Consider the following 17,045-nt stretch of genomic DNA (forward strand, 5'->3'; position numbering starts at 1 on the left):
TCCTCGTACTGGACGTACTTGGGCTTTCGGCCGGTGCGGCGAGAGTGCGTGCCGGGCGTCGCGACGGGGCGAACGTTGCCTGTTGCGGCACTAGCAGCCGCTCGCACCGAGTTGGAGCACGTACGCGAAGCGCTCCGCACGCTGTACGTCGACCGGCAGGCAGGTTTGTACGCGGGTGCCGTGGGTGACCAGATGTTCCGTGAGTCCGTGGAGCGGTTGACAGCGCACGAGGAGCGAACGGCCGGACGCGTGGAAGAACTGGGGACCGCCGAGGCTGGCACGGTGGCGATCCCCTCGGAGTGGACGGACCCGGAGGGGGACCCGCTGGGGCCGGAGTCGACGTGGGCCGGTTGGGCCCTTTCCGAACGACGGGAGTTCCTTGCGCTGTTCATTGACCGTGTGAGCGTGGCACGCAGCGTGGGCAGGGGCCGGAACGCGAACACGGCGGAACGGGTGGCCGTGCACTGGGCGGAGGCACCAGTCAAGTAGGCGCCTGAGCGCCGTTCACGGCCCGTTGCTGGAATCCCTCCGGCGGCGGGCCGTGGGCGTTCCTGCGGGCATTGTGGCCCTGCGGATGGTGTCGGCCGGTGACGAATGACGATGGTGGCACCGTTCCCGGTGCCCTACAGCGGTAGATGTTCATTTTGAGAGACCGTCTGCCCACTGTGGCGGACGGTCTTTCTCGTGTCTGGGCAAAGGAGGGCCTGTGTGGTTCGTCTCGGAAATTGGGCTGCGTCGGGATGGGCTGCCAGGCAGCATGGCGGGGTGTCTGATCTGCTGTGGGATGACGTTGCGTACTTCTTCGATCCGGACCTGATGGGTTCGCTGCCAGACGTGCGCGTCCCAGATGCCTCAGTGGCAGACTGGCAGGCACTCCTGGATCTCGTTGGTGAGCGCGGCTGGAAATGCCAGTACTCCGAGGGCGAGACGGTGCTGCCGGTGCCCAAGGCGGAGACAGTGCTCTCCCGCCCGGCCGACGCTGAGTGCCCTGAGCTGCGGGTCTGGCCGTCAACCGAGGTGCTGGCGATCTTCCGCTTCCATGCGCCGGAGGAGATCGACTTCGATATGGATCTGCGGGAGCTTCAGGGACAGGCGCGACTCGATCTGTTCTGCGGTTTTCTGCGGGACATCGGTCGACGGATGGGCAAGCCGGTACTGATGGATCCGGAGGGCGATTACGGTCATCCGGTACTCGGGTTCGATGTTGAGGCGGATCGTGTTGTGCGCCTCGCGGAACCGCCGCCCATCGCGGGGCCGCCAAGAAGGTAAGGGGGTAGGTCAATCTCTGAGCGAACAGCCCCCGGAGACCCGGCCCCCATGGTTAGGCGCATTTCCGCGAAATGGACACCCGGGGGGTCTGGATCAAAACGGGTCGCGTGGCTTGCATCGCCGCAGGTCAAGGCTATGTGCTTCTTCTTGACTACGCTCATGGCCCCATCCTGCCGCACGGCGCGCCACGGACGAGGAGCGGCTCGTGCATGAGCCTCGAGAGACGAATGCCTCGACGCCGGTCAGTGCCACGTCCGCCTCCGGCAACCCGTTGATCGGGCGCCCGTGGGACAAGACCGGCATGCGTGTGTCAACGTCCCGGCCGCTGGTGCCGGATGCGTTGGGCGACTTCGCTGTTCTCGGTCTCCCACCAGGGACGTACGAGTTCGGATGTCCGTGCCGCTCCCGGCGCGGGCGTCGCCGGGACCAGCTCCGCCTCCAGGCGGCGGTCCAGTACGACGGTCTCGGCGCGTTCGGTACGGGCCCACTGCACCAGGATCGCGAGGAGGAAGGGCAGCGCCACCAACTCGGCGATGCTGATCATCGCGCCACCGCCGAGCTGCTGGTCATGGAGCACGTCCGGCGCCCAGGACGGCGCGTGACGCAGGTACCAGGTTCCGGCGATGAGCGTCCCGTGAGTCATCACCACGATGCCCGGTACGGCGTCGATGATCCCGTCCAGGAACACCAGCGCCGCCCGGACCGGATGCGTACACCACCTCGGCAGCGCCTCCTCGCGGGTGAGCATCGGCATGACGAACAGGCTTCCGGCGAGCAGCAGATGCAGATACATCACCTCGTGCAGCCAGTCGTTGCCCAGAGCGGACTCGAAGTACGGCGTGAAGTACACCGTCAACTCCGTCGCGAGCACCAGAGCCGTGCTGACCAGCGGGAAGGTGAGCAGCCGCACCAGCCGTCCGGTCAGCGCCCGCTGCACACGCCCGGCGGCACCCTCGGGCAGGGAACGGAGGGCCAGCCGCAGCGGATCGCCCAGGGCCAGCCCGAGCGGTGCGATCAGGTCGAGGAGGACGTTCTGGACGGCGGCCGGCCAGAACAGCACGTGGTCGTACACGGCCAGCGCGGACATCGTGGCCACGACGAGGGTGCCCAGGCCGAGCAGCGCGAAGGCGCCGACACGCGGCAGGGGCCAGTGCTCGCCCCGGCGTCTCAGACGCAGCACGCCCCAGCCGTACAGCGCGCCCAGGACGACGACCACCAGCAGCGCGGGCACGTCCAGTTCCCATGAGAAGAGGAGCCGTCCCACGGTGAGCTGTGGCGGATTCCCCATCGCGTTCTACCTCCACGGCAAGCCAGATCTGCCGTGGCACTCTATGCCGCGCACGACCGGCCCCCGTCGCGCACGCACCGGACTCGCGGCGGTCACACCGAGCTCATACTCAGTTCATACCAAGCGCGACGGTCCCCGGTCCGCGTCCTTGCACTGTGCGGTCGTGAGTGTTCCGGGCGGTCCGAACCGCCCGGAACACACGACGCCACAGCGGCAGAGGCCGGTCCTACCTGGTGAGTTCGGCCGGTTCATCGAGCCGCGTCAGCTTCCGCGGGTTTGCGATCGCGTGGATCCGGATGACTTTCCCGTTTTCCACCACGAGGCTCACCGCGGCCAGTCGCCCGTCGAGCTCGATCCTGCCCGCGGGCGCGCCGTTGAGCCACACGGCCGACACCACCCGGTCCGGGCGGGCGAGCATCTTCGCCACGAGTGCGGCCCCGTGGATCGGAGCCGGCGCGGCGGACGCAAGCCCGCCGCCGTCGGCGATCAGAACCACGTCCGGTGCCATGACGTCCAGCAGTTCCTGCAACTGGCCGGTGCGCAGCGCGGCCAGGAACCGCTCCACCACGGCCTGCTGCTCCGACCGGCTCACCGGCACCCGCGGCCGCCGGGCCGCCACGTGTTCGCGTGCCCGCCGCGCGATCTGGCGCACCGCGGCCGCGGACTTGCCGACGGCCTCGGCGATCTCGCCGTACGGCATCTCGAAGACCTCGCGGAGCACGAACACCGCGCGCTCTGTCGGCCCGAGCGTTTCGAGCACGGTAAGCATCGCGATCGAGACGTTCTCCGCGAGCTCGACGTCCTCGGCGACGTCAGGGCTGGTCAGCAGCGGCTCCGGCAGCCATTCGCCGACGTACTCCTCGCGGCTGCGCGACAAGGTCCGCAGACGGTTGAGGGCCTGCCGTGTGACGGTTCGTACGAGGTAGGCCCGCGGGTCACGCACCTGCGCGCGGTCGACGTCGGCCCACCGGAGCCAGGATTCCTGCAGCACGTCCTCGGCGTCGGCCGACGAGCCGAGCATCTCGTAGGCGACTGTGAACAGCAGGCTGCGATGGGCGACGAACGGGTCCTCGGTCATGCCGTCGACGCTACGCCGGAGTTCTGCGCACGCGCGGCCAGCGGAATCTCGCAGGCATCGGAGTAGCCCTGCGACGTGATCCCGTGTGCCGTGTTGCACCTGGTGGCCAGGTTGGCGAAGCCGATGAACACGGTGAGTTCGACCATCGCCGCCGGGCCGAGCCGGTCGAGCAGCCGTGCGGACAACTCGTCGGTGACGGTCGTCGGTGTGTTCGTCATGGCCTCGGCGTACTCCAGCACGTCCCGCTCCAGTGGCGTGAACACCTCCGACTGCCGCCAGCGCGGCACCTGGCTCGCCTTGGCCAGGTCCAGGTCCTGGTTCAGTGCGTGGAAGTAGTTGATGTCGAGGCACCAGCTGCAACCGACCTGTGCCGCGACGGCCATGTGCGCGAACGTCTTGAGGCTCGCGTCGGCCGCGTCCCACGTGGCCACCTTGGCCGAGAACTCCTGGTTGGCTTCGGCGAGTTCGGGGTTGTTCCACAGCACCTCGACGGGCTCGGGCACGGCACCGAGCTGCTTGATCATGATTTCGCGGAGCTCTACGGGGAGCTCGGCCTTCGGGACGCGCAGCGTCATGGTGTTCTCCTTGTATGTGTGCCTGCTTGCCGGTTCGACATGAAGACACCGCCGGCCTCGCGCATGTGACAACGAGCGGTGGGACCGGGGACGGGGAGGGTGCACTGAACCTCGGGACCGCAGGTGGGGCCGGCTTCGGGTTTTCCCCACCATGGGCGGGGCCGGCACCACCTCTGGTACGGGTGGTAGGGCCATGGGCCCCGGGTTCGGGGTCCGGTTGGCTGGTTGGCGTCAGCGGACCGTGGTCCACCAGCGCGAACCGGAGGTTCGAACCATGCGTTCTCTCGAGACCGGCACGAAGCGCACAACAGCCAAGACCGGCAAGAAGAAGGCGTCGGCCGCCGCCCTCGCGGCAGCCGCCCTGGTCGCCGCCGTGCTGCTGCCGGAGGCGGCCTCCGCAGCCTCCGGGCACCGCGCCGCACGCGGTGAATACACCCAGGCCGAGCTCCGCCGCGACCTGGCCGCCGTACGCAAGGCTGGCGGCGGGGACGTGAATGTGCTGGCCAGGATCGACGGCCTGTCCGGAGGGCGCATACAGGCCCGCCTCGGCACCGTGTCGGCCGGCTCCCACGCCCCCGTGCCGTGGGGCTCGCACTTCCGGACGGCCTCCACCACCAAGGCATTCGTCGCCACCGTGGTGCTGCAACTCGCCGCCGAGAAGCAGCTCTCCCTGGACGACACCGTCGAGCACTGGCTGCCCGGCGTGGTCTCCGGCAACGGCAACGACGGCTCCCGGATCACCGTGCGCGACCTGCTCCGCCAGACCAGCGGACTGTTCGACTACATGGACGACCCGGACATCCAGCAGAAGCTCCGCGAGCACTTCGACGAGAACCGTTACGACGACACCTCCACTCACGACCTGGTGGTGATGGCCGTGGCCCACAAGCCGCTGTTCGTGCCGGAGGCCGGCCGCACCCGCTGGGCATACTCCAACACCAACTACCTGCTGGCCGGAATGATCGCCGAGAAGGCGAGCGGCACCGGTTGGAGGGAGTTGGTCGAGCACCGCATCATCGCCGGACTGGGCCTGCGCCAGACCTCGGTGCCCGGTTTCGACCCGTTCCTGCCCACACCGTACGTGAGCACCTATCTGACCGGCACGGACGGCACCAGGCTCGACGTCACCACGAACAGCTACCTGCACACCGCCGACTCCGGGGTGGTGAGCACCACCGCGGACCTCAACGTCTTCTTCCGCTCGCTGGCCGACGGCCGCCTGCTGCCGGCCGAGCAGTGGCGGGAGATGCGGCAGACCGTACGGCGCACCGACGACCCGGACGACGTCGCGGAGCTGCCCGAGGGTACCTACGGCCTGGGCCTGCGCGAGATCCCGCTGTCCTGCGGCGGCCATTACTACATGCATGAGGGCGACGGGTTCGGCACCTACACCCGCCCCGCGGTCACATCGGACGGGCGGCGCGCGGTCACCATCTCCGTCACCACCACCTCCGCGATGCCCGACCTGACCGCGCTCAACCGGGCGACCGGCACTCTGATCGACCACGCGCTGTGCGCCGCCGGCCGATAGGCAGGGCGGCTCCGCGCAACGTACAAGTCCCCCCGGGCCGGTGACGACCGGCACCACCGAAGTGGTGTGCCGTCAGCTCGACGGCCGTCGGCTCTGGTCGTCCGGTCAGTCGTCCTGCTTCCATGACCCGCTGGGTCGGCCGCGCACGCAGTGCACGCGGAGCTCGACCTTGCCTGCGGCGCCCTCGAACCTCACTTCGGCGTGTTCGTCGGGCCCCGCGTCTGCGCGTTCGATGCCGAAACCCTGGGCGGGGGCCCACGACACCAGCCGCGCCACCGCGCCGTCGCACTCGGCGATGACCGTCCCGCCCGTAGTGGAGAACACCTCCTTGACCGTGGTGGCGGAGGGACCTCCCGCGGACGGTGAGGGCGTCGGAGCCGGGGTGTGCGACGCCGTGCTCGGGCCGGGCGACGGTGAAGCCGTCGCCGAGGCGAAGTGCCGCTCGGCCTGCTCCGGGGTGAGCACCCCGCCGTCCGCGGAGGAGGTGATCCCGTCGCCGATGACCTGTACGGCGGCCAGGCCCGTGAGCGTGGCGGCCACGGCGGCGGTCGCCCAGCCGGCCACGGCGAGAACAGTGCGGGAAGGCATGCGGACGACTGTCCCGCGGCCGTCGTCAACGACAGAACCGGGGGACCCCAAGGGAGGGTTAAGGGGGTCGGCCCGCCCGCCGACTCGGATAGCGTGCCTGCTGTGGTGCGCCTGTTGCTGATCGAAGACGACCCGACGATACGTACACCGCTGATCCGCGCCCTGAGTGAGCGCGGCCATGCGGTCGCCGCCGCGCACACCGCGATGGGCGGCCTGCAGATCGCGCTGGACGAGCGTCCCGATCTCGTGGTCCTCGACCTCGGCCTGCCGGATCTGGACGGCATCCGATTGCTGCGCATGCTGCGTGCGGTCAGCCCCGTACCGGTGGGGGAACCGAGGCCAAGAAGCCCCGCCTGCCGCCTGATTCGTCCTCACCAATCTCCTCACCCGGGGCTGTCCCGTCGTTCCTTCCGCCCGCCGTCCGCCGCAGACAGCACCGGGGGGCAGGCCATGAGGCCGTGCCCCCAGACAGGAACGCCTTCATGGCCTCCGTCCTCCAGCCCCCGCCCGCAGGGCCCGTGGCCCGCCTACGGCTGGCGCCGCACAGCGCGGTGCCGCGGCGCATCGACGGGGCATGGTGGCCCCGCTCACGCAATCTGCTGGTCGAACTCCCCCTGTTGATAGGCGCCTTGCCCCGGGACTGGGGGCAGATCAACGGTGTCACCGTGAACGCGGAGATGTGGTCCGCGTCGCCGGGACGGATACTCGTCGCCAACCACGTCGTACGACTGCGCAGGGAGCCCGTTTCGCGGGACCGGCACACCGTCTGCCTGCTCAGCCCGGCCCGTGGCCGATGGGACCTGTTGGTCGTGTCCCCGGAGGTCGACGCGGCGGACGCCGAGTACCTGATGGCCGCCGTGGCGGCCGACGTCCACTGACGAGAGCCGTGCCCGGCAGGTCGCGCTGACCACCGGTCAGCGGGGGCTCGGCGGGGGAGCGGTGGAGCGGAGGTCGTGAAGGAGGGAAGACGGCACCGGAGCCGCCGGAGGGTCGAGGAGCAGGGGAGTGGAGCCGGTGCGCGCGAGGAGCCGCGCCGTGGGTGGGGACGGGTGGTGCAACCGCAGTGAGGCGTGCGCCGTGGTGGCGTGCTCCGACATCTCGAGGAAGACGTTCAGGCCGCTGCTGTCGCAGCGGCCGACCGTGGTCAGGTCGACGTCGATGGTGGTGATCCCGTCGCCCAGGCACCGCTCGAGAACGGTGCGCACCAGAGGGGCCGTGGCCGGGTCGATCTCACCGGCCAGGGTGATGAGCGCCCGACTCCCCCGATCGTGCCGGTAGACGTTCAGTCGTGGAAGAGTCATGGTGCGGGCCTCGGTTCCTGGCAGCCGTGGGTTGAGGACGGGAGGACTTTGGACGGGAGATCCGGCCCGAGCTTGTGTGCATGGGGGCCAACCGGCGCTGTGTACGGCGGCCGTGGGGCGGCACGGGTCACCGCTCGTTGTGGGTGGTGCGGCTCCGATGGCGGCGCGGCGGGAAGCGGCCGCGGCCTCCGTCGCGGTGGTCGCGTCGCTCACCCGACCTCGCCGTCTCGGACTGGTCCGGCGGGGCGGGAGGCCGGGCCGCCTCGTGGCCGCGTCGGCGGCTGGACAGCAGGCCGCTGTACCGATGCACGGCTATCCTTTCGGCGTGCTGGGTGTTGAGCCGGTGGATCACGTATGCCGCGATAGTGATGAGCAGCAGGAACGCGGTGACGGTCAGGTCGGTGTCCATGGTGCGGGCGCCTCACATTCCGACGGTCTTCAGCGCGAGGCGGGCGGGCGGGGCGGCGACGGGTTCACGCCGCGGCAGAGGCGCTTCGAAGGTCGCGGACATGATGCGGACCCGTCTTCGGGCCGTCCCCTGAGGTCACGGCCCGGGCTCATCGCTCACCGAGAACGACCCGGCGTGACGGCCGGTGTGCGGAATGCCCTCGGTACTCCCCACCGTACTCCCGCCCACGCTGTAAGGGTCGGCGCGAGCGGGAGGGAGTACGGTGGGAACCACCGAGGGCACGTCGTATGCCGGTGATCTGACCGGTCTCGTCCTCGTCGCGCAGCAGACACGGGCCGCTCCGGTCCGGGGCAGGTTCCGCCCTATGACTTCCGAAGCCACACACCGATCGGACTGCGCCGCGTCTTCGGACGAGCCCCACGGGCAGGGCCGGGTGGAGGTCCGCCTCGTCTCCGAGAACCCCGAGGCGGCCCGGCGCGTCGCCGACGCGCTCCGGCTCATGTTCGCCGGGGACGAGCAACGGAGTTATCCCGAGGGCCGATCGGGGACGGGGGTGCGACTGCATCTCACGATCGACGCCTCGCACGCCGCCGGCCCGCTGCGCTCCTGGCTCGACACCAGCAGACCACCCGCCGACCGGACCCACCACGGCGAGACCGCCTGACGGTCCTGGCCGCCGTACCCGGGACGGGGCGTGACCGTCGGCTGTCTACATGCGCAGCAGCCGTTGTGTGATCTCCCGGTACTGCCTCAGCGCGTGCCGGAGTTCGTCCGGCTGTGTCCCGGGGTCCTGGTCCTGCCAGGTCGCGTGGAGAACACGCCGCCGTTCCGCGAGAGTGCTCATGAGCTGGGCGGTGACCTCGTCGAATGCGGTCTCGGCCTCTTCCAACGCCTCACGCGGGCTGTCGGCGAAGGTGTTGAGGGCGTGTTGGAGGCGCTGGGCGAGCTTGTCCCGTTCGTCCGACGGGAGCAGCGGCTCGGGGCCCGGCGTACGACGCCCGGCCGAACCGGGCTGTTTGTCCGGAGGCTGCTGGGCGCGTGACTGGTCGTACATCATCGTGTGCCACTTTCCTGTACGTCGTACCGGCCGCGTCGGTGTCGTCGCCCTGGCGGGGCCGCGTCGTGCACAGGCCCGAAGGGTGCTTCACCTGCCGGTGATCACGGCTGTCGTGGTCAGTGGAGTGTGTCACCGTAATGGCAGGGGCTCCGCACCGTCCTGTCAGTCAACGCCCGGCAACCGGCCGTGTCAACGTGATGTCGACAGAGGCGAGTTCCGGCGGCTGGGCAGGGGCTGACGGTGAGAAGGGAACCGGAGCGGTGCATCCGTGACCGCGATCGTCCAGAAGACGCGTCCGAGATCCTGGCGGACGATGGCCTGCATGCGTGCCGCGATCAGTTTCTCGAGCGCGGCGTCGCCGGAGGACGGCCAGGTCAGTACGGCGTCGTCATGGTCCGCGTCGTACGCCCGGGTGCCCGCGACGTCGATGATGCCGAAGCCGACGACGGTCATCGCCTTGACGCCCCCGGCCCGGATGGGTGACCCCGCGTTCACGAGTGTGAGCCGAGTCCGCCGACACAGGCCGGTCCGCCCTGCTGGGTTCCGATGTCACCGTCCATGCCGATCCAGGCGTAGATCCGGTCGCCATTGTTGCCCCACTGGGTGCCGATGGCGTCGGGCAGGTCGGGCACGAGGCCCTTGGCCCGCGGCTTGACCAGGAGGCGGAGTGTGCCGGGGGAACCGGTGTCGAGGAACACGGCGTCCGCGGTGATCCGTATTTGCTCCTGGACCGTGCCGCCGGTGTCGATGCGGTATGGGTGGGTGAGTTCATTCGTGAATCGTGAGTGCTGTGCGCTCCAACTGCTGCTCGACCCTGGGTCCTAGGCAAGTTGTCCGATCGTCCTCGCTGCCCCCCCATGCTCGGCTCGGACGCCGGGAGCGTAGCGCGAATGGGCATGTGCCTATCGACAATCGATAATAGAATTCTCGTACCAGAGAGGATTCCTACCCACTGGCCGATCCGCATGCGGATGGGGCACCGCGGGCCCGGGGTGTGCACCGCGGGCCCGCGGTTCGGTACGTCGGTGAGTGGCGGCGATCAGCCGATGCCGACCGCGCGGGTGATGGTCTGCGTCACCGTGTCGCCGCGGCTGTCACTCGCGTGTACGCGCAGGGTGAGGAAACGGGCAGTGGCCGGGGCATGGAGCCGGACGAGGGCTCCCTTGGCGGAGTTGCTCTGTGTGGCGCGCTTCCAGGTGGCGCCGTCGTCGTAGGAGAGCTCGATGGTGTTCGTACGGAGGGCGCTGCTCGGGTCGCCGGGGAGGTGTGCGGGGGTGACGAGGAGCTCGGCGTCACGCTCGGCACTGCCGTCCTGAGCGGTCGGTATCCGGTAGTCGAGCTGGACGAGCGGCAGTTGCCGCACCTCGTCGGCGTCCGCGGTGGCGGCCGAGGCGAAGGCCCATTCGGTGTGTGTCCTGGTGGAGTACGGATAGGTCCCGGTGCGGGCGGTGTCGGTCACCAGCCGGTAGGAGGCCTTGGCCGGCCGGACGTCCGCCTCGATCCAGCCGCCGCCGGTGGTGGCGAGGAGCTTGCCGCCCTGATAGAGCTCGGTCGTCTGGGTGTTGGGGCCGTACCCGAAGGTGCCGACGTGGTTCTCGCCCGAGTCGCCCCAGCCGGGCACGTACGCGACGAGATGGTCACCGGTGCGGTGGGGCAGCTCGATGCTTCCGTTGACCCGGGGCCGCTGGATCGGCCCGAACCAGGTCACCTCGGTCGTCCTGCCCGCCGGGTAGGTGACGCGGTCGGAGTTCTGCCAGGTCTCGGGCACCTTGCTGACCTCGTACACCTCCTCCATCCACGGCACGGACTTGTCGGTGCTGACGTAGTCGGTGCGGTGCGTGCCCGTGTTCGATGTCGAGGTCACGCCGTACCGGTAGGGCAGATACGGCTGGACGTCGTAGCGGTACTCCTGGACCTCGTGGGTCGGGTCGTTGCGGAATCCGACCTCGACCGTGGCGAGTTGACTCGGCTCAGGCGCGTAGGTCTGGTCGGTCGGGATCCGGTCCTGCCAGCTGTGGACCAGGTCGTAGAGGTAGGTGGTGACGGGGTGGGAGACGGTGTCGAGCGCGACGCTGCCGTCCACGGCGTTCTCGATGCGCGAGATCAGCTTCTCGCCCTCCGTCCTGGAGAGGCCGACGACGGTCAGCGTGGTACGGCTGACGGGCTCGCGCAGCCGGCCGTATCCGTCGTTGACGAGGAGCAGGAGCTTGACCCCCGCGTCCTTGGCCGCGGTGATCTGCTCGTCGTCGCCGTTGTAGCGGACGACGGCGGCCTTGCCCGCGGCGTCCAGCCCGGCGTAGTCGGCCTTCGTGCCGTACCCGGCGAAGACCGTGGACAGGCTGCCGCGGCCCTCGGGGAGTTTGGCGGAGCCCGGCTGAAGCCACAGGTCGTCGAAGGACTGGCTGCCGGAGGCGAGGGCGAGCAGCGGCTGCTGTTTGCGCCAGCGCACCGTGTAGGTCATCGAGCCCGCCGAGACCTTCGCGGTCGGCTGGGCCCAGACGCTGTCGTATTCCGCGCCGACATTGATCGAGGTGCCGGAATCCTCGCCGCCGCCGAAGGTCCGGTAGTAGTCGATCCGACCCTGGGTGTCGGTGGTGCTGGGTCTGGGGGTCGGGGCGTCGGTCCGGCGCAGCGAGGGCCCGCCGAGCACGACATCGATGTCACCGTGCACGTCGATCTGGGGCTGGGTGAGCAGCGCCAGGCCCAGAGAGGACTTGCCGTGGATGCCTTCCACCTCCCCGAAGGCCCAGGCCGCGTAGGTACCCGGCGGGACGATCGTGTCGACGACACCGCCGGAGCTGTAGGCGAGCGAGTAGGCGTTCGCCCCGCCGCCCTTGCGCAGGAACTCCACCGGGCCGTCGAGCGGGTTGCCGGACCGGTCCTGGAGCTCGACGCGCAGGTGGTGGGGCTTCTCCTGGGTGCTGACGCCGATGAGCGTACGTGTCTCCACCTTGCCGGAGACGGACGCGGTGATCCGGCCGGTGTAGCGGTGGGCGGCGGGGGCCTTGTCCAGGTAGGTGGTCATGGTCGCGGAGGCGCTCCCATGGGCGGGGACCGTCAACTGCGGGGCGGAGAGGGCGAAGAGGCCGGCCGGGGCGCCTGGAGCGTCCACCGCCAGGTCCACGCTGACCGGTTCGTCGCCGGTGTTGGTCCACTCCACCGGCTTGACGACGGTCTCGCCGGGCTCGCCGCCCAGAGAGTGCATTCCGGCATCGGCCGTACCGGTGGCGAAGAGCGTGGAGCGGGTGGCGGCCGCTGCGTCCACCCGGCCGTTGCCTCCGTCGTCCGCGCTGATGGCGTCGGTCGGCGCGGCGGTGCTGATCAGGGCGTCCTTGAGCTGGGCGCCGGTCCAGTCCGGGTGCTTCGAGGCCAACAGCGCGGCGGCTCCGGCGACGTGCGGGGTCGCCATCGAAGTGCCGCTCAGCGTCACGTAGTAACCCTCTCCCTCCCAGAAGTAGTGGGAGCGTGCCGCCAGTACGTCCACGCCGGGCGCGGTGATCTCGGGCTTGAGCGCGTCGTCGCCGAGGCGAGGTCCGCGACTGGAGAAGTCGGCGATGGCGTCCTGGGAGTCGACCGCGCCGACCGTCAGTGCGGCGGTCGCCGTACCGGGCGCCCGGACGGTGTGGTCGCCGGGGCCCGAGTTGCCCGCGGCGATGGTGAACAGGGCGCCGGTCTCGGCACTCAGCTCGTTCACCGACCGGCTGAGCAGGTCGGTGCCGTCGCTGGGCTCGTCCGAGCCCAGACTCATGCTGATCACCCGCGCCTTGACGTCTCGGGCGGCCCATTCCATGCCGGCCAGGATCCAGGAGTCCTGACCGCTGCCGCCGTTGCTCAGCACCTTCCCCACGTGCAGGGAGGCGCCGGGTGCGACGCCCTTCTCCTTGCCGTCCGAGGCGGCGCCGCTGCCGGCGATGGTGGAGGCGACATGGGTGCCGTGTCCGTGCTGATCGTCGACGTCCTCGCCCGGGACGAAGCTCTCCGACGAGGTGACCACGCCTGCGAGGTCGGGATGGCTGAGGTCGTAGCCGGTGTCCAGCACCGCGACATCGACGCCCTTGCCGGTGTTTCCGCCGGCCCAGACCTCCGGGGCGCCGATCTGTGCCGTGGTCTCCGCGAGTTGACCGGTGACCTTTCCGTCCAGCCAGACCTTGGCGACGCCGCCGGTGAACGACGTGGAGGCGTCGGACGGGGTCGCCTCTGTGGCGGCCGGAGAGCGCAGGCCGGCCTGGTCGCGGTCGGTACCGGTGAGGGAGTCCCAGAAGGCGGCCGCCTCCTTGTGGTCCTCGGCCAGCGCGGCCCCGTTGACGCTGGTGAGCGGACGGATGTCCGTCGCCTCGCCCGGAAGTGAACGGGCCTGTTTCAGCGCGCTCTTCTCGGTGCTGCCCAGGCCCTTCTCGTAGGTGAGGATCAGCGGTACGTGTCCGATGTGCGCGTCGTCGTAGCCGTCGGCGATGAGCCGGGTGACGTCGAAGAGCCGTCTGTCCAGCACACCTGCCGCCAGATAGCGGTCGGCCGAGGTGGGATAGACGTATGTGTCGCCGCCGACGCTGGTGATCCTGGCGTCGGAGGTGTCGCCGTCGGGGTCCCGGACGGTGATGGTGGCCGGGTTCTTGCCCGCGGGGGTGACGGTGACCTTGTCGCCCGTCACCAACGTGACGGAGGCGGGAGCGGGCAGACCGGCGACCGGTGAGCTCGCGGCACCGCTGTCGGCATCGGTGGAGGGGGGCTGAGCAACGGCTGACATCGGCGGGGTCACCGCGATGACCAGCAGAGTTGCTCCTATGGCCAGCAGGCGTGACCTGCCGGACGAGTTGGTTGCCAAGAGGTTTCCTCGACTCGTAAAGGAATGAGGTCGCGAGGAAACTTATACGTCCGACGATTACCGAGAAAGACCTTTCGGTCGGTCGAACAAGCCCGTTAATTCGGTCGTAACCAAGGGCCGTTCGCTATCGGACAATTGCATCCAAGCCCTTCTTGCCGGACATCCTGAAGAGTTCGCACTTGTCCCTTGATGGGCGTCGTGTGCCGTCGAAGATTTAACTGCCGAGTTACACGTGTGATTGGGGGTGGGGAGTGGTGACGGTCTCTCGCGACTCTTTGTTGTGCGCTGTGAGTACAGGAACTGTGCGCGGACGGGCAATGCGGATGTGTCGGTTCATGGGATTATTGCGAGAAGTGAAATTCGGGTTGGGGATTTCCTTTTCCGTTTTCTCTGGCCGAGGGTCAAGTCATCTCCGAACTGGCGTCGGGGACGGGCGGGCCGCGGTTGCGGTCGGGCGCTCGTGCGGCAGCGGGCGGCGCCGGAACCGGTGCCGAACGCCCCGACTCCTCCCGCCTGGTGGTCGGCGAGGCGGCACCCTGGACCGATGGTGCGATCCTGGGCTCTCTGCCGGAGACGGGTACCGGCGCTGACCGCATGGCGGCCCGCCGCACGCAGCCAGGGCGGGCACGGTTCGGATGGAGGCCGAGTCCGGTGTCCTCGTTCCCGGCCGCGTCGGGCTCGTCGGGTACGCCGCCGTCCCCGCCTCCGCAGCGGATCTCGACCCTCTCCGGACGGGCAACAGGATCGGATGGCCGCACAGGCGCACCCGGGAAACCGGCCCGGCAGCCGCAGGAGGACCACGAGCGGGAACCGCGGGACAGGAGTGAGAAGAGCGCCTGGGACAAGGGTGAGAAGAGCGCCGCCCGTGATCTGACGGGATAATGGCGATCACCATGGCTGGGATCGAGGAGAGCGGCCAGGGGTCGACCGTCGGATGGGTCGATCCCATGGGAGACCCATTTCTGCGCACGCGGTTCGCGCCGCCGACGAGGCCCGTCACGTTCCTGCGGCGGGAGCGGCTGGTCGAACACCTGGACCAGGCTCTACTGACGCCGTTGACGGTGGTCAACGGAGCGGCCGGGGCGGGGAAGACCCTGCTGGTCGCCGAGTGGGTCACTGGGCTGGGGCATCCGGTCGCCTGGTTCACCGCCGACGCGGCGGATCAGCAGCCCGGGATGTTCTGGGCGTACGTGCTCCAGGCCCTGCGGGCCTCGGGCGTGCCGGTCCCCAGCGACATTCGCTGTCCCGTCGACGCGAGCCGGGTCGACCGCAAACTGCTGGCACGGCTCGCCGCCGAGCTGAGCGGACGCGAGCGGCCGGCGATCTTCGTGCTCGACGAATACGACCGCGTGACCGCGCCGGAGATCGCGGAGCAGCTGGAATTCGTCCTGCACCATGCCGGACCGGGAATGCGCCTCATCCTCGTCACCCGCACCGAGCCGCTGCTGCCGGTGCACCGTTACCGGGCGGCCGGTGACCTGACGGAGATCCGGAACGCGGAACTGGCCTTCACACCCGAGGAGGCGGCCGTACTCCTGGAGCTGCACGGCCTGCGCCTGCCCACGCCCGCGGTGGGGGCGCTCGTGGACCGCACCGGCGGATGGGCGGCCGGCCTGCGGCTGTGCGCCCTGGCCGCGCGGGAGAGCCCGGATCCGGAAAGATACCTGAAGGAATTCGAGGCAGGGCGGAGTACGGTCGCCGACTACCTCCTGGCCGAGGTGCTGAAGCGGCGAACTGCCGAGACGCAGGACCTCCTGCTGCGGGTCAGCGTCCTCGAGCGCCTCTGCCCCGATCTGGCCAACGCGCTGACGCAGCGCGCCGACGCCGAACCCATTCTCGCCGAGCTGCACCGCGAGAACGCGTTCGTCGAGGACCTCGGACACTCGTGGTACCGGCTCCACCCGCTGTTCGGGGAGATCCTCCGGGCGCATCTGCGGGAGCGGTGTCCTGGACTGGAGCCCGAACTCCACCGGCGGGCCGCCCGGTGGCTGCTGAGCTCCGGATCCCTCCCGGAGACGATCGTCCACGGTGCCGCCGCGGGCGACTGGGAGTTCACCGCCGGTGCCTTCGTCGACGGTCTGGCGATCGGGCAGCTCTTCACCGGTCTGCGCCGTGACGAGCTGGCCGAGCTGTTCTCGCGGATGGGACCCGAGGCCACGAGCCCCGCGACGGACGTCGTCCGAGCGGCCCGGGACCTGTCCCAGTGCGACCTCGACCGTGGTCTGGCCCGTCTGCGCCACGCCGAGGCGAGCCTGGCGGCGGACGTGCCCGACGCGGCCACCGACGCGCCCGGCCCGGCGGCGGCGCGGCTGAGCTGCGCCCTGCTGGAGGCTCTGGCGGCCCGGCTGGCCGGGTCCCCTCTCCAGGCGGAGAGGGCCGCGGAGGCGGCCGAGGGACTGAGACAGGCGGTTCCCGCCCACCTCCTGGGGCAACATCCCGAACTCATCGCTCTGCTGCTGACCCATCTGGGCTCGGCGCGCCTGTGGGCCGGGCGCTTCGAGGACGCCCGCACCGCGCTGTCCGCGGCGGCGGGCTGTCCCGGCGGGGCCTCGACGGCGCTTCCGCGAGAGGACTCCTTGGGGCACCTGGCGCTGATCGACTACCTGAACGGCCGGCTCGTCAGGGCGGAGCGCAAGGCACTGGCGGCGATGACCGACTCGGAGCGGTTCGGCCTGTGCGGATCGTCCGGCTCGGACATCGGGCGGGTGGTCCTGGCCGCCGTGGCCGTCGACCGGAACGAACTGGATCAGGCCCAAGCCCTCCTCGACGAGGCGGTCGGCTCGCGCCTGGCGACACGGGACCCGGTGTCGGCCACGGGGCGGTCCATCGTGACCGCACGTCTGCTGCTGGCCCGGGGCAAGACCCGAGCCGCCCTGGCGGCGGTGGACCCGACGGTCTCCACGGACGTGGCATCACCCTGGGCGCAGGCTCACGTCGCTCTGGTCGCCGCCGCCGCCCACCTGGCCGAGGGCCGGCCGGACGCGGCCGCCGAGGTGCTGCGACAGGTGCCGGACGACCAGCCGGCCTGCGTGGTGGAGGCCAGCGCGATCCGCAAGTTGCGCAAGGAACGGGGCCTGACCCTCGTCCAGCTGGCCGAGCGCGCCACGCTCTCCCACCCGTTCCTCAG

16 protein-coding genes and 1 pseudogene are annotated in these 17,045 nt (G+C 70.0%); 7 read left to right on the forward strand and 10 right to left on the reverse strand.

Annotation, left to right across the window (positions count from 1 at the left end):
- Positions 1-489: pseudogene (locus ABZ656_RS48310) on the forward strand (hypothetical protein); the annotation flags it as partial.
- A 276-nt stretch (positions 490-765) separates the two neighbouring features.
- Positions 766-1,269, forward strand: a complete 504-nt coding sequence (locus ABZ656_RS48315) for a hypothetical protein (RefSeq protein WP_180362273.1) — start codon at positions 766-768, stop codon at positions 1,267-1,269.
- A 310-nt stretch (positions 1,270-1,579) separates the two neighbouring features.
- On the opposite strand, the gene ABZ656_RS48320 is transcribed toward ABZ656_RS48315, so the two are convergent.
- The 3 genes from ABZ656_RS48320 to ABZ656_RS48330 form a co-directional block, all read right to left on the reverse strand.
- Positions 1,580-2,557: a cytochrome c oxidase assembly protein gene (locus ABZ656_RS48320; protein WP_360277686.1), complete on the reverse strand. Its 978-nt coding sequence runs from the start codon at positions 2,555-2,557 to the stop codon at positions 1,580-1,582.
- Between the two features lie 226 nt (positions 2,558-2,783).
- Complete coding sequence (gene sigJ / locus ABZ656_RS48325; RefSeq protein WP_101402977.1) at positions 2,784-3,635, reverse strand: RNA polymerase sigma factor SigJ; 852 nt, start codon at positions 3,633-3,635, stop codon at positions 2,784-2,786.
- The gene (locus ABZ656_RS48330) at positions 3,632-4,210 is read right to left on the reverse strand and encodes a carboxymuconolactone decarboxylase family protein (protein WP_101402978.1); all 579 of its coding nucleotides are present in this window, start codon (positions 4,208-4,210) and stop codon (positions 3,632-3,634) included. The genes sigJ and ABZ656_RS48330 overlap by 4 nt, the downstream gene beginning before the upstream one ends.
- 274 nt (positions 4,211-4,484) lie before the next feature.
- On the opposite strand from ABZ656_RS48330, the gene ABZ656_RS48335 reads away from it, so the two are divergent.
- Positions 4,485-5,741: a serine hydrolase domain-containing protein gene (locus ABZ656_RS48335; protein WP_101402979.1), complete on the forward strand. Its 1,257-nt coding sequence runs from the start codon at positions 4,485-4,487 to the stop codon at positions 5,739-5,741.
- Positions 5,742-5,846: 105 nt separating this feature from the next.
- Here ABZ656_RS48335 and ABZ656_RS48340 read toward each other — a convergent pair whose 3' ends face one another.
- Positions 5,847-6,329, reverse strand: a complete 483-nt coding sequence (locus ABZ656_RS48340; RefSeq protein ID WP_101402980.1) for a septum formation initiator — start codon at positions 6,327-6,329, stop codon at positions 5,847-5,849.
- A 105-nt stretch (positions 6,330-6,434) separates the two neighbouring features.
- Here ABZ656_RS48340 and ABZ656_RS48345 point away from each other — a divergent pair, with 105 nt between their 5' ends.
- The gene (locus ABZ656_RS48345) at positions 6,435-6,950 is read left to right on the forward strand and encodes a response regulator (RefSeq protein ID WP_360277707.1); all 516 of its coding nucleotides are present in this window, start codon (positions 6,435-6,437) and stop codon (positions 6,948-6,950) included.
- Positions 6,848-7,207: a DUF5994 family protein gene (locus ABZ656_RS48350; RefSeq protein ID WP_360277691.1), complete on the forward strand. Its 360-nt coding sequence runs from the start codon at positions 6,848-6,850 to the stop codon at positions 7,205-7,207. Before ABZ656_RS48345 ends, ABZ656_RS48350 begins: the two co-directional genes overlap by 103 nt.
- A 36-nt stretch (positions 7,208-7,243) precedes the next feature.
- Here the strand turns inward: ABZ656_RS48350 and ABZ656_RS48355 are convergent, their stop codons facing one another.
- Positions 7,244-7,630, reverse strand: coding sequence for an STAS domain-containing protein (locus ABZ656_RS48355; RefSeq protein WP_101402982.1), 387 nt, complete (start codon positions 7,628-7,630; stop codon positions 7,244-7,246).
- Positions 7,631-7,757: 127 nt separating this feature from the next.
- Positions 7,758-8,039 carry a hypothetical protein gene (locus tag ABZ656_RS48360; protein ID WP_101402983.1) on the reverse strand — a complete coding sequence of 94 codons (282 nt, stop codon included), beginning with the start codon at positions 8,037-8,039 and terminating at the stop codon, positions 7,758-7,760.
- A 262-nt stretch (positions 8,040-8,301) separates the two neighbouring features.
- On the opposite strand from ABZ656_RS48360, the gene ABZ656_RS48365 reads away from it, so the two are divergent.
- Positions 8,302-8,703 (forward strand): hypothetical protein, encoded by a 402-nt coding sequence (locus ABZ656_RS48365; protein WP_360277696.1) that lies wholly within the window; start codon positions 8,302-8,304, stop codon positions 8,701-8,703.
- A gap of 45 nt (positions 8,704-8,748) precedes the next feature.
- On the opposite strand, the gene ABZ656_RS48370 is transcribed toward ABZ656_RS48365, so the two are convergent.
- From ABZ656_RS48370 to ABZ656_RS48385, 4 genes are all read right to left on the reverse strand, one after another.
- Positions 8,749-9,096: a hypothetical protein gene (locus tag ABZ656_RS48370; protein WP_101402984.1), complete on the reverse strand. Its 348-nt coding sequence runs from the start codon at positions 9,094-9,096 to the stop codon at positions 8,749-8,751.
- A gap of 189 nt (positions 9,097-9,285) precedes the next feature.
- Positions 9,286-9,591, reverse strand: coding sequence for a hypothetical protein (locus tag ABZ656_RS48375; RefSeq protein WP_218978007.1), 306 nt, complete (start codon positions 9,589-9,591; stop codon positions 9,286-9,288).
- Positions 9,588-9,794, reverse strand: a complete 207-nt coding sequence (locus ABZ656_RS48380; protein WP_218978008.1) for a hypothetical protein — start codon at positions 9,792-9,794, stop codon at positions 9,588-9,590. Before ABZ656_RS48380 ends, ABZ656_RS48375 begins: the two co-directional genes overlap by 4 nt.
- A gap of 341 nt (positions 9,795-10,135) precedes the next feature.
- Positions 10,136-13,918: a S8 family serine peptidase gene (locus ABZ656_RS48385; RefSeq protein WP_360277701.1), complete on the reverse strand. Its 3,783-nt coding sequence runs from the start codon at positions 13,916-13,918 to the stop codon at positions 10,136-10,138.
- Positions 13,919-14,811: 893 nt separating this feature from the next.
- Here ABZ656_RS48385 and ABZ656_RS48390 point away from each other — a divergent pair.
- Positions 14,812-17,045 (forward strand): helix-turn-helix transcriptional regulator (locus ABZ656_RS48390; RefSeq protein ID WP_360277704.1); only part of this gene is annotated, 2,234 nt, incomplete at its 3' end.

The sequence above is a fragment of the Streptomyces sp. NPDC007095 genome, from assembly GCF_040634475.1.
Lineage (GTDB): Bacteria > Actinomycetota > Actinomycetes > Streptomycetales > Streptomycetaceae > Streptomyces.